General features: G+C 71.0%; 11 protein-coding genes. 6 read left to right on the top strand and 5 right to left on the bottom strand.

Annotated elements, in window-relative coordinates; all coding sequences use genetic code 11:
- Positions 1-9: 9 nt before the first annotated feature.
- Together NOV74_RS09365 and NOV74_RS09370 are read right to left on the bottom strand one after the other, a co-directional pair.
- Complete coding sequence (locus NOV74_RS09365) at positions 10-1,482, bottom strand: aminotransferase-like domain-containing protein (RefSeq protein ID WP_257311443.1); 1,473 nt, start codon at positions 1,480-1,482, stop codon at positions 10-12.
- 50 nt (positions 1,483-1,532) lie between these two features.
- Complete coding sequence (locus NOV74_RS09370; RefSeq protein ID WP_257311446.1) at positions 1,533-2,675, bottom strand: TIGR03118 family protein; 1,143 nt, start codon at positions 2,673-2,675, stop codon at positions 1,533-1,535.
- A 173-nt stretch (positions 2,676-2,848) separates the two neighbouring features.
- Here NOV74_RS09370 and NOV74_RS09375 point away from each other — a divergent pair, with 173 nt between their 5' ends.
- Positions 2,849-3,907, top strand: a complete 1,059-nt coding sequence (locus tag NOV74_RS09375) for a hypothetical protein (RefSeq protein WP_257311449.1) — start codon at positions 2,849-2,851, stop codon at positions 3,905-3,907.
- Here NOV74_RS09375 and NOV74_RS09380 read toward each other — a convergent pair whose 3' ends face one another.
- Positions 3,908-4,594 carry a cupredoxin domain-containing protein gene (locus tag NOV74_RS09380; protein ID WP_257311452.1) on the bottom strand — a complete coding sequence of 229 codons (687 nt, stop codon included), beginning with the start codon at positions 4,592-4,594 and terminating at the stop codon, positions 3,908-3,910. It lies immediately after the preceding gene.
- 54 nt (positions 4,595-4,648) lie between these two features.
- Here NOV74_RS09380 and NOV74_RS09385 point away from each other — a divergent pair, with 54 nt between their 5' ends.
- Entirely contained in the window at positions 4,649-6,784 is a 2,136-nt protein-coding gene (locus NOV74_RS09385; protein WP_257311455.1) for a serine/threonine-protein kinase, read from the top strand.
- A gap of 7 nt (positions 6,785-6,791) precedes the next feature.
- Here the strand turns inward: NOV74_RS09385 and NOV74_RS09390 are convergent, their stop codons facing one another.
- Positions 6,792-7,658 carry an alpha/beta fold hydrolase gene (locus tag NOV74_RS09390; protein ID WP_257311457.1) on the bottom strand — a complete coding sequence of 289 codons (867 nt, stop codon included), beginning with the start codon at positions 7,656-7,658 and terminating at the stop codon, positions 6,792-6,794.
- Here NOV74_RS09390 and tsaA point away from each other — a divergent pair.
- The 3 genes from tsaA to NOV74_RS09405 all read left to right on the top strand — a co-directional run bounded on the left by tsaA (position 7,652) and on the right by NOV74_RS09405 (position 9,588).
- On the top strand, positions 7,652-8,176 hold the full coding sequence (tsaA, locus tag NOV74_RS09395; RefSeq protein WP_257311460.1) for a tRNA (N6-threonylcarbamoyladenosine(37)-N6)-methyltransferase TrmO: 525 nt from the start codon (positions 7,652-7,654) through the stop codon (positions 8,174-8,176). The genes NOV74_RS09390 and tsaA overlap by 7 nt on opposite strands.
- A gap of 81 nt (positions 8,177-8,257) precedes the next feature.
- Positions 8,258-8,821, top strand: a complete 564-nt coding sequence (locus NOV74_RS09400) for a hypothetical protein (RefSeq protein ID WP_257311463.1) — start codon at positions 8,258-8,260, stop codon at positions 8,819-8,821.
- A complete protein-coding gene (locus NOV74_RS09405; RefSeq protein ID WP_257311466.1) occupies positions 8,821-9,588 on the top strand; it encodes a class I SAM-dependent methyltransferase in 768 nt (255 codons plus the stop codon). Before NOV74_RS09400 ends, NOV74_RS09405 begins: the two co-directional genes overlap by 1 nt.
- Here NOV74_RS09405 and trhA read toward each other — a convergent pair.
- Positions 9,585-10,343 (bottom strand): PAQR family membrane homeostasis protein TrhA, encoded by a 759-nt coding sequence (gene trhA / locus NOV74_RS09410; RefSeq protein WP_257311469.1) that lies wholly within the window; start codon positions 10,341-10,343, stop codon positions 9,585-9,587. The two genes, NOV74_RS09405 and trhA, sit on opposite strands and share 4 nt — an antisense overlap.
- A gap of 45 nt (positions 10,344-10,388) precedes the next feature.
- Here trhA and ggt point away from each other — a divergent pair, with 45 nt between their 5' ends.
- Positions 10,389-12,041: a gamma-glutamyltransferase gene (gene ggt / locus NOV74_RS09415; RefSeq protein ID WP_257311471.1), complete on the top strand. Its 1,653-nt coding sequence runs from the start codon at positions 10,389-10,391 to the stop codon at positions 12,039-12,041.
- Positions 12,042-12,173 lie beyond the last annotated feature (132 nt).

Raw genomic sequence — 12,173 nt, forward strand, 5'->3', positions numbered from 1 at the left:
TGGTAGCCGTCAGCTGCCTCTGACCTCGGCCAGGGCCAGAGCCATGCGTCGGCAGGCCTCGTTCTGTTCGTCCAGGTCGTGGGCGGCGAAACCCAGGCTCAGATAGGGCACGGGCTGGTGGTGGAGGTCGTACAGGCTCCCCGGGTAGACCACAACGCCGTGGGCCAGGCAGCGCTCGGTCCAGGCCTCGAGGGGCACGTCCTCGGCCACGCGGACCCACAGCGAGAGGCCTTCCCGGGGGTTCTTCACGGAGATGGCGGGGTGGAGGTGGAGCAGCAGGCGATCCACCATGGTCTCCCGCCGCTCGTCCGTGAGCTTCCGCACCCGCCGCAGGTGCCGCACGATCTCGCCGTCGCGCAGGGTCTCCTCGATGGTGGCCTCCTGCACGAGGTTGCCGGGCCAGTCCACCAGCTGCCGCTGCTGGGCCAGCGTCTTGATGAGACCCGCCTCGCCCGCCAGGAAACCCACCTGCAGGCCCGGGGCGAGGATCTGCTCGAAGCTGCTGAAGTAGAGTACGCGGCCTTTGGGATCCTCGCTGGCGAGCGGGAGCCGTGGGTTGCGTTCGCGGTGGAAGCCCAGGGCCGGGTCGCCCTCCAGGATGCGGAAGCCGTGGGCTTCAGACAGCTGCAGCAGCCGCTGGCGCCGGGCGGGGTCGAGGCTCACCTGGGTGGGCTGCTGGGGCGCCGTGGTGAGGTAGAGAAGGCGGATGGGTTCCCGACGCAGGAGAAGCTCGAGGGCCTCCACATCCAGGCCGTGAGCGTCCACGGGCACCGCGAAGAGCCGGACGCCGGCGGCCCGGAAGGCCTCGGCCACCCGGAACTGCCCGGGGTTCTCCACGGCCACCGCGTCCCCGGGCGCGAAGAGCACCCGCGACACCAGATTGAGCGTGCTCATCAGGCCCCGGGTGAGCAGGAGGTTGCCCGCTTCCACCGAGAGGCCGCGCAGGTCGCGCAGCATCTTGCAGAGCGAGTTCCGCAGGTCCAGCAGGCCCCGGGGATCCCAGCCGGGCTGGAGTAGGCGCTCCGGATGCAGGCGCAGCACCCGGCCGTAGGCGCGGTGGATGGCATCGGTGGGCGTGAGCCGCAGATCCGTGGTGTCTGGAAGAAGCTGGAAGGATTCCGGTGCGGGCATTCCGGGCTGGAAGAAGGGGCCCTCCCGGGGCGTGGTCCGCTTCCAGGAGGCCGAGTCCTGGGCGGCGATGCCCGCAGGGGCGTCGAGGACCACAGGCTGGTTCCGGGCGATGAAGGTGCCGCGATCGGGGGAGGCCTCGATCCAGCCCTCGGCCTCGAGCTCGCGATAGGCGGCCAGGGTGGTGTTCCGGTTCACGCCGAGGAGCTCGGCCAGGGCCCGGGTCCCCGGGAGGGCATCCCCGGGCTTGAAGCGCCCGTGGCGGATGCCCTCCTCGATGGCCTTCACCAGCTGGAGGTACAGAGGCTCGGCATTGGATCGGTCCAGCGCGATGGCGAGATCCCAGCTGCCCATCCGACTCCCTGTCACGACCAGCATCCGATTCGAAGATGTTCCCGTCAAGGTTAGTAGCCGTACGGGCCGCCGCCAGTCCCGCCGCCCGTTCCGGTGGCGCCGTAGCTGATGGTGGCGAAGAGGCCGTGGGTCTGACCCTGCGGACCCGCCGCGACGTAGAGCTGGGTGGACTTCCCCGCCGAGGCGTCATTGCCGAAGGCCATCCCCCAGAGACCGCTGACGGAAATGGGCGTGCCCGCCGGTCCCTTGAGCTGTCCCATCAGGGCCCCGGTGGCGGCGTTGTAGGCGGTGATGCGCCCATCCCCGAAGTTGCCCACCAGCAGCGCGCCTCCGAAGGGACCGAAGCCTGCCGGAGCCAGGGCGAGGCCCCAGGGCGCGTTGAGGGAGCCGCCCGTGGCGAGGCGCTGGACGAAGGTGCCGTCGAGGTTGAAGACGCTCACGATGCCAAGTCCGGTGCCAGTGGTCTCCCGCGGGTTCCCGGCGCTGTACTGGGCGTAGGTCACGTAGAGCTTTCCAGCCAGCACCTGGACGTTGTACGGCGAGTAGCCGGCCGGGAGAGCCGGATCCACCAGGGCGCCCGTCCCAAGGGTCACGGGGGCATAGGCGGCGTCGAACACGTCGACGGTTCCCCCGGCCAGGTTGGCGGCGTAGAGGTAGGTCGCGCTGGCCGAGATGCCCTGGGCCAGCCCGGTGTAGATGGCGCCCGAGGCGGAGTGGTCCACCCTGCGGGTGACCGTGGTCCCGGTGCTCCACCCGGAGATGCATCCGTCCAGGGAGGCCATGATGAAGCGGTCCCCCATGAAGCCGGAGCTGGCGTTGAACACCATGCCCGTGGGGCCGCCCACGGTGCGGCCCGCCACGATGGGATCGGATACCACAAGGGGGGTCGCCAGCATCTGGCCGAGCCCGTCATACACCGTGGCGGTGGCCGTGCCCTGGTTGGCCAACCAGAACCGCGTGGTCGGACCGTAGGCCAGGCCCCAGGGGTTCACCAGGTTGGCGTCGGTGGTGGTGGCGGCAGCCGTGGCCTGGTCCGCCACGAGGCTGGTGATCTGGTAGGTGGGCGGAGGTGGGGGCGGGGTGCTGGTGCCGCCACCACCCCCCCCGCCGCAGGCCGCCAAGCCAAGCAGGGCCGCGCCGAGGAGGCCGGTCGAGAGGGAACGCAACGTGGGACTGGCAAAGTGCAGGGGCATGGATGCCTCCAGTTCGTGGGCGGGTCCCTGAGTCGGGGCCCGGGGTCGAATGCGTCCAGGGTGGGGTGTGGGGGAGCGCGCTCCAGATCCGGTCCGGAGATGAGAGGCCCTCCGGTGCCTCGGGGACGATCGGGGTGGGCTACCATCGCCAGGACCGCTTCCTTCGGAGGCTGATGAGACCGCTCTGCTGGATCCTCCCCCTGGTGGCCCTGGTCCTCGCGGCCCAGGAGTCCAGTCCCTTCGCCCCGGAGGCTACCAACCTTTGGGCGCCCGCCTGGGAACTGACACTCCGGGGGGACCAGCTTTCGGCTCCGGGGGCCCCGGACGAGGCCTTCCACCGCATGGACGCGCAGCTGCGCCTCCGCTGGACCTGGGAGTCCGGCCCGCTACGCGTCGAGGCCGGCACGCGCTCCGCCGTGGGCTCCGACGGCAACCGCTTCAACGCGGCCCGCTGGGACCAGCAGCCTTCCAACGGGACCCAGGCGGATGTGGCGCGGGGGATCGCGTCGTGGGTCTCTGAGCGGGCCTTCGGCTCCCTGAGCCTGGGGCTCCAGGGCAGCGGCCTCCTGGCCCCCCAGGCGCTGTGGGATCCGGACCTCCGCTTCCTGGGCGTCGGCGGGCGGTTCGGGCTGCGGGGCGCCGGGGGCATGCTCGAGGAGGCGGGTATTCGCGTGGCGGCCGGCCGGGTCCGCGACCTCCTGGGCGGACGCGTGGACCTCGCCGCGGGACAGCTGGTGCTTCGGGTCGACACCGGGCCCTGGTCCTGGACGGCCCATGCCGGGCGCTGGGATCTGGCCTGGGATCCCGGCGGCGAGCGGCTTCGCCAGTTGCCGGGCCACGATCCGACGGCCCGCCAGCGGCTGGTGGTGGACGCGGCCGGGGCCTCGGGCACCTGGCACGCGATCCTGCCCGTGGAAGCCGGGTGGTCCGGCGCCAGGAACCGCGAGACCGGCGAGACGTCGGAGGAGGTCCAGGTCGCCGTGGGCAGCCGCGAGCGGGTCTTCTGGCCCCAGCTCGCCCTCACCTGGCAGCGACTGTCCTCCACGGGCACCCTCTACCCGGTGAACGGGGACGAATGGTGGTACTACCGGCGGGCGCGTGGGCCCCGCGCCGACCTGTCCCTGCCGCTGCCCCATCACTGGATCGCCACGCTGGTGGTCCTCCGGCAGCGGACGGACGGCGCAGAGGAAACGGTCACCCGGACGATGCTGGTGGTGCAGAAGCGGTTCTGATCAGTAGGCCCGGTCGTCCGCCAGGGGCGGGTAGTCCTGTCCGAACTTGTTCTTGTGGGGCTCCAGGGCGGGCAGGGACAGGTCCAGGTCCCAGCTGCCGTGGGTGACCTCGGCGCCGATCCGCACGGTCCAGGCCTTCTCGCCGGATTCCGGGTGCCAGAGGCGCAGCCGGTAGGTACCCGGCGGGACCCGATCGAAGGCCACCCCGGCGCGGCCGTCCAGCACCTGGGCGAAGGGCGTCGTCACCACCCAGAGGAAGGCGTTCATCTGATGGTGGACATTGCAGTAGAGCTTCACGAGGCCCGGCCGGGCCACCGTCACCTTCGGCGCGTCTCCGGGCTGGTACTGGCCCGTGTCGAAGCGGTTGCCCTGGGTGACGCTGAACACGTTGTGCAGGATGTGGTCGAGGTTGGGGAAGGCCACCTTGGTGCCGGGCGTGGCCAGGGAGACTCGGGGACGGAACTGCTTGCCCAGGGTGCGGATGGTCACGGGCTTCGAGGGTCCGGGCGGCGGCACCGGCGCGTCGATGGGTTCCAGGATGGCCACACAGTCCTTCAGGGAGGCGCGGATCCGGCCGTCCTTCTCGTGCAGCCGCACGGGGCCTTCGAGACCGCCCGCCAGCAGGGGGACGGCCAGGGCCAGGGCCAAGGCCAAGGTCGGCAGGCCGTTCACGGGGACTCGAATCATGCTGGGCATCCGGGGTAGATTCGAGCCAGTATAGCCACCGACCAAGGAAGGCCGATGCCGCAGCCCATGAGCTGGTACCGAACGCTGGCGTGGACCTTCTTCCTCCGGCAGGCGGCGGCCATCGCCGCCCTCATCGCGCTCATCCTCTGGGTGGCCTACAGCGAGGCGGAGCGTGGCGCGCGGACCACGGCCGCCGCGAGCCTCTCCGCCGGACGGTACGTCGTGGAACGCGCCTTCGAACAGCAGGGGCGGTCGCTGGATGCGGGCCTGGAGGTCTTCACCGAATATTCGGGCAACGTCGCCCTAGTGGAGCAGGCGCTGGAATCGGGCGCCTCTGCGAGCCTGGCGGACACGTTGGCGGACAACCTGCCGCGCCTTGGGGCCGACCTCGCCCTGGTGGTGAAGCCGGACGGCAACCTGCTGGCCACCACCGGCCCCGGCGGGCGCACGGATTTTCCGGAGGCGGGGATCCTGCAGATGGCCCTGGCGCCCGAGGACGCCGAGGCGGCCGGTCATCCCGGGCCGTCCTACCGGGGCTTCCTTCGCGTGGACTGGGGGAATCGTCCCGGGGTCTACCATGCGGTGGCCCGACCCCTGCGATCCCCCGGCGGCCGCGCGCTCGGGGCCATGCTCGTGGGTGTGCGGGTGGATGACCGGATCGCCCTGGACCTGCGCCGCATGGCCGTGGCCGGGCCCCAGCGGGGCGATCCCGCGCCCCACCTGGTCCTGCTCAGCCGCTTCCAGACCCTGGGTGCCACCCTCCAGGGGTCCGAAGAGCTTGATCGCCTCCTGGCCCGGGACCCGTCCCTCCTGGCGGTGCGGGGCCGGGTCCTCGATGGCCAGGGCTCCGGCGTGCTGCGCTTCCGGGTGGGCGGGCTGAATTACCTGGGCCTGGTCTCCCCCATCCGGGGCGTGAATGCCCTCGATCTGGAGATGGCCGACGTCCTGCTGATGCCCGTGGATCCCTTGCTGGCACCGTTCCGCAATCTCCAGCGGGCCATCCTCGCCGCCGGGGCCGTGGGGCTGCTCGTGACCCTGGGCCTCAGCCTGCGCTCGGCCCGGAAGGTGACGGCCCCGCTCAAGGAGCTCGCCACAGCCACAGAGGCCCTGGCGGCCGGGGAGCATCCCGGACCCCTGGCCCTGGTGCCCAGCCAGGACGAGGTGGGCGTGCTGACGCGGACCTTCAAATCGATGGTGGCGGAGCTGAAGGCCAAAGATGAACTCCTGGCCCTGCTGGCCGCGACTCAGCGTCCTTCCGCGCCTTCCCCGCCGGCCCGCGACGGCGAGGCCACCTTGCACCTGGTGCCATCGGCAGCCATGCCGGCGGGCGAACCACTCCCCGGCCCGCTTCGGATCGGGGGGACCTTCGCCGGCCGCTACCGGGTGGAACGGCTGCTGGGCCGGGGCGGGATGGGTGTGGTCCTACAGGTGCGCGACCTGCAGCTCGAGGAGGAGGTGGCCCTGAAGGTGGTCCGGCCAGCTTTGGCCTCGGTGCCCGCCTTCCTGGATCGCCTCAAACAGGAGATCCGTCTGGCCCGGCGGATCACCCACCGCTACGTGCTCCGCATCCATGATTTCGGCGAGAGCGATGGCATTCCCTTCGTGACGATGGAATACCTGCGCGGCACCACCCTCCGGGAGCTGCTGGACGGGCGGGGACGCCTCCCGCTGCCGCTCGTGCTGCGCATCGTCCGCCAGGTCTCGGAGGGCCTGGAAGCGGCCCACCTCGTGGGCGTGGTCCACCGGGACATCAAGCCGGCGAACGTGCTGTTCGACACCCGGGGCGACGCCAAGATCATGGATTTCGGTCTCGCCGCGCCGGCCGCGGGTGCCGCGCCGGGGGACGCCGAAAACCTCATCGGGTCGCCGCGATACATGTCCCCCGAACAGATCCGCGGCGAACGGGTGGATGCCCGGGCCGATCTCTACGCGCTGGGGATCATGCTCTTCGAGCTGTGTTCGGGAAGCCCGCCCTTCGAGAGCACCCGCATCGAGGAACTGCTGGCCCTGCACCTGGACGCGGCGCCGCCAGCCCTGGCCGAGGCCGTGCCGGACCTTCCTCCGGACCTGGGCCTCCTGGTGGCCCGGCTCATGGCGAAGCGTCCCGAGGATCGGCCCCAGTCCGCCGCCGAGGTGGTGGAGATCCTGAAGGCGCTAGCCTCCAGCGGTGGCGCCACCTCCCGGTTGTGAACCGCCCTCAACGCCGGGGCAGCTCGCCGACGAAGTCCGCCATCGCTGAAAGCACCTGCGCCTCCTGGTCCTGGTGGGGGGCGTGTCCGCACCGGGGCAGCTTGAGCAGTCGCGTCTCCGGCACCTGCTCGGCGAGGACGTCGACCTGCCGCAGGGTGGCGTATTCGTCGTCCTCGCCCTGGATGGCCAGGACCGGACAGCGGATGTCGCGCAGGCAGGCCTCGATGTTCCAGTCCCGAAACGGGGCCGACAGCCAGAGGTCGTTCCACTCGCAGAACACCCGGGGCGCGTCCGCATGGTACCGGGCCAGCTTCCGCGGCCAGTCGGTGGTGGCCCAGGCCTCCCGGGCCGCCCGCAGGCCCGCCAGAGTCTCCTCCTCCACGAACGCGTGCGGCGCCATGACGGCCACGCCCAGGGGCGCGTCCGGAAAGGTGCTGGCGAAGATCAGGGCGATGCTGCCGCCGTCGCTGTGGCCGATGAGCACGGGGTGCTCGATGCCCAGGGCCGCGAGGAAGGCGGGCAGGGCCTCCTCCGCTTCGCGGTGCAGGTAGCGGGGCGTGCGCGGTTCCGGGTAGGGGTCGGACGAGCCATAGCCCGCGCGGGATCCCGCCACCACCCGGCATCCGGTGGCCGCGGCTAGCCTGGCGGGGAAGCTCCGCCACATCTCCACGCACCCCAGCCCCTCGTGCAGCAGCACCAGGGTGGGCCGCCCTTCGGCGGAGGCGCGGAAGTCGCGGTATTCGAGGCGCAGGGCAGCGACGGTGAGGTGCCTCATGGGCTCCGGCCGGCGTGCGTGGATGGGGGCGTCCATGGCCCCAGCATAGCCGCCGGGGCCCAGGATGGCCGCCGGGGCGCTACCCTTCGGGCATGGCATCCTTCACCTTCCGTCCCATCGGAATCCTGCGCTCGCCCTACGCCACGCGCATCGACGCGCCCCACCAGCCCACGGTGGTCGAGGGCACGGAGACGGGCGCCCCCGTCGAAGCCACGCTGGAGCTGGACCCCTCGCTGCCCGAGTCGGTGCTGCGTGACCTGGAAGGCTTCGAGCGTGTGTGGCTTCTCTTCGCCTTCCACCTCAGCGAAGGCTGGGCACCGCTGGTGCAGCCGCCCCGGGGGCCCCGGACCAAGCGTGGCGTGCTGGCGACGCGCTCACCCCACCGGCCCAACCCCATCGGCCTCTCCTGCGTAGAGCTGGTGGCCGTGGAAGGCCGCACCCTGCGCCTGCGCGGTGTGGACCTGTTGGATGGCACGCCGGTGCTGGACCTGAAGCCCTACGTGCCCTACGCCGACGCCTTTCCGGAGGCCCGCGCCGGGTGGATCGACGCCGTGGACGCGGCCACGGGGCACCGCTCTGCGCCGGGCCCCAGGAAGCCGCGGCAGCCGAAGGCTTGACGCCGGCCTGGCGCGGGCTTGACGCGACCGGGCGCGCAGGGCCACCCTGAGGCACCCCAACCCCTCACAGGAGCCCACCCCATGGTCCCGTTCTCCCAGCTCTGGCTGCCCATCGTGCTGTCCGCGGTCATCGTCTTCGTGGCCAGCAGCCTCATCCACATGGTCCTGAAGTGGCACAACTCGGACTACCGCGCCCTCACGAACGAGGAGGAGGTCCGCGCCGCCATCCGCAAGGGCTCGCCCGTCCCGGGTCAATACGTGCTTCCCCACTGCGGCGACATGAAGGAGATGGGCAAGCCCGAGGTCCAGCAGAAGTACAAGGACGGCCCCGTGGGCTTCCTGGTGCTTAGCCCGAACGGCGCCCCCAACATGGGCAAGGCCCTGGGCATGTGGTTCCTCTACGCCGCGGCTGTGGCCTTCATGGCGGCCTACGTGGCGGGCCACACCTTGGGCGCCGGCGCCCACTACCTGAAGGTGTTCCGCATCGTGGGCACCGTGTCCTTCCTCACCTACGTGGGCGGCAGCGTGCAGATGGGCATCTGGATGGGCAAGCCCTGGGGCAGTGTCCTCAAGGACGTGCTCGACGGCCTCATCTACGGCCTGCTGAGTGCGGGCGTCTTCGGCTGGCTCTGGCCGAAGCTCTGATGACCGCGGAACCCGGCGATCCCTACGGGCGCGTCCACTACCGGCACCTGATCGACTGGACCCAGCGCCTGCGCCGCGAGGCGCCGCTGATCCAGCGGGTGCTGGAGGGCGCGCCCTCGCGCCGGGTGCTGGACCTCGGCTGCGGTACCGGGGAGCACGCCCGATTTCTGGCCTCCCTGGGCTTCGAACCCACGGGCGTGGACGCCTCCCCATCCCAGCTCGCCGCGGCCCGCGAGGCCGATCCAAAGGGCCGCTACCTCCAGGGCAGCCTTACAGACCTGGCGCACCTGGCGGAGGCAGGGCAGGGCGGCGCCCTCTGCGTGGGCAACACCCTGCCGCACCTCACGAAGGAGGCCGACCTGCGCCGCTGCTTCGAGGGCCTGGCCAGCCGGCTGCTCCCGGGAGCGCCGGTGCTGCTTCAGATCCTGAACTACGACCGCATCCTGGACCGCGGAGAGCGCACCTTTCCGGTGACGGTGCGGCCCGGCGAGGACGACGCGGAGACCGTCTTCCTGCGCCTGATGACACCCCATGTGGATGGCCGCGTGACCTTCACGCCCGCCACCCTGCGCTGGCGTCCCGGTTCCGATCCGGCCCTGGAGCTGGTTTCCGCAAAGGAGGTCGAGCTCCGCGGCTGGCGTCGGGCGGAGGTGGAGGCGCTGCTCGCGGCCACCGGCTTCGAGGTGCGCGAGGTGCTCGGCACCATGACCGGCGAGCCCTGGAGCCCCACGTCGGCGGACCTGGTGGTGGTGGCGCGGCGATCCTAGCCCGGGATCACGTGGAAGAGCACCGCGAAGACGTGGCAGGCGCTGCCGGCCACCACGAACAGGTGCCAGAGCGCGTGATGATAAGGCAGCTTCTTCAGGCTGTAGATCCCCGCCCCCACGCTGTAGAACGCACCACCGCCGAAGAGCCAGTAGAGGCCGTGGGTGGAGAGTGAGCGGCCCAGCGGCGCCGCAGCGATGACGATGATCCAGCCCATGAGCAGGTAGATGCCTGTGGAGATCCAGCCCATGCGCTTCACGAAGGCAGGATCCACGGGCGTGACCAGCGGTGTGTGCAGGTGGTCCACCGGCGGCGGACGCAGGGCCGACTTGGCGATCCGGGCGTAGAAGATGGCCTTGAAGGTGATTCCCGCCACGGCGAGGCCCCACACCAAACCGAACACGGTCCAGCCCCAGCCGGCGCTGATCCGGCCCAAGGCCGACAGGCAGAAGGGCGTGTAGGTCCCCGCGATGAGCACGAAGATGGCCGAGTGGTCGAAAACCTTGAAGACCAGCTTCACCCGGGGACCGCGAAAGGCATGGTAAAGCGTGGACATGAGGTAAAGCAGGATGAGGCTGGAGCCGAAGATGGCCGCGCCCACCACGTCCCGGGCCGTGCCGTGGAGGGCCGCATCCACCACCATCACCACCAGGCCCGCGATGGCCAGGCCCGCGCCCAGCCCGTGGGTGAGGCTGTTGGCCAGCTCCTCGCGGGGGGTCTGTGGCGTCGAGCCGGGAATGACGGCGCTTCGGGACATGCCCCAAGGATGACAGACTCGAGGCATCCCCCGCCCGGAGCCCCCGTGTCCTTCCGCCCTTTTCTGGCCCTCGTCCTTGTGCTCAGCTTGGGCGCCCAGCCTCCCCGTGGCCTGGTGGTGAGCCAGGAGCGGCTGGCCTCCGAGGCCGGCGCCCAGGTGCTGCGCGAGGGCGGCAGCGCCGTGGATGCCGCCGTGGCCACCGCCTTCGCCCTGGCCGTCGTCCATCCCGCCGCCGGGAACCTGGGCGGGGGCGGCTTCCTGCTGTCGCGGACTACCCGGGGTCAGGCCTCGTTCATCGATTTCCGCGAGGCGGCGCCGGCCTCCGCCCATCCGCGCATGTGGCTCAAGGCGGATGGCACCTACGACAAGGCGAAGCATCACGACAGCCTGGCCAGCGTAGGCGTGCCGGGCACGGTGTCGGGGCTGCGCGAGGCCTGGAAGCGCGAGGGCCGCCTGCCCTGGGCGCGGTTGCTGAAACCCGCCATTCACTTGGCCCGCACAGGCTTCGTGCTGACGGACAACCAGGCCGCCGGCCTGGCAGAACAACTGCCCGCCTTCATTCGCCACGCGCCGACCCTGGCGCAGTTCAGCCGGAAGGGGGAACCGCTGCGCGCCGGAGACCGCCTGGTGCAGCTGGACCTGGCCCGCACCCTGCGGCGGCTGGCGAAGGACTGGACCGACTTCTACCGTGGGCGGACCGCGGCCCTGATCGTCCGCGACATGACGGCGAATGGCGGCCCGATCACGGCGGCAGACCTGCGCGGCTACCGCCCCGTGCGGCGGGAGCCCCTGCGTGGAACCTACCGGGGCTTAGAGTTGCTGGCCGCGCCGCCCCCCAGCTCCGGTGGCCAGGTACTGATCGAATCCCTGAATCTCCTCGAAAGCTTCGACCTGAAGGCGGCGGGGCCTGGGTCGCCGATGGCGGTTCACCTGGCCGCGGAAGCCCTGCGCCGCGCCTTCGCGGACCGGGCGCAGTTCCTGGGCGATCCCGCATTCAATTCCGGCATCCCCCTGGCACACCTGCTCTCGAAGGCCTACGCCGCCGAGTTGCGCGCCACCATCCGGCCCGACCGCGCTTCGACCTCGGATCCCAGCCGGTTCACCTGGGAGCCGGATCGCCCGCACACCACGCACCTGTCCGTCCTCGACCGCGAGGGCAACGCCGTGAGTCTCACCTACACGCTGGAGGAGAGCTACGGCCTCAAGCGCATCGTGCCCGGCGCGGGCTTCCTGCTGAACAACGAGTTGGGCGACTTCAACGCCGTGCCCGGCCTCACGGACGCCACGGGCCGCATCGGCACACCACCAAACCTGGCCTGGCCCGCCCAGCGGCCGCTGTCGAGCATGTGCCCGGTGGTCCTCGTGAAGGATGGCGCCGTGGTCATGGTGAGCGGCAGCCCCGGCGGCCGCACCATTCCCGCCACCGTGCTGGCCACCGTGCTCAACGTGGTGGATTTCGGCCTGGACGCCCGCGCCGCCGTGGACGCCCCGCGCATTCACCACCAGTGGCTGCCGGACCGCATCCAGGTGGAAGCGGATCTCCCCGCCGCTACCCGCGCGGCCCTGAAGGCCATGGGCCACACCCTCAAGGAAGTGCCGAAGCAGGGCTGCGCCCAGGTGATCCTGGTGCGCAACGGTCACGCCGAAGGTGCCGCCGACACCAAGCGCTGGTCCGATAGTGGCGTCGCGGTGGAATGAGAGCTAAAGCAAGATTGGCCACGGAAGACACAGAATTCCACGGAAGTCGCAGAAAGGCGTCGAGTGCTCGCCGCCAAGGCCATTTCTGTGCCTTCCAGCTGTTTTCCGTGACTTCTGTGTCCAGCGCTTTTC

The organism is Geothrix fuzhouensis, from assembly GCF_024609325.1.
Lineage (GTDB): Bacteria > Acidobacteriota > Holophagae > Holophagales > Holophagaceae > Geothrix > Geothrix fuzhouensis.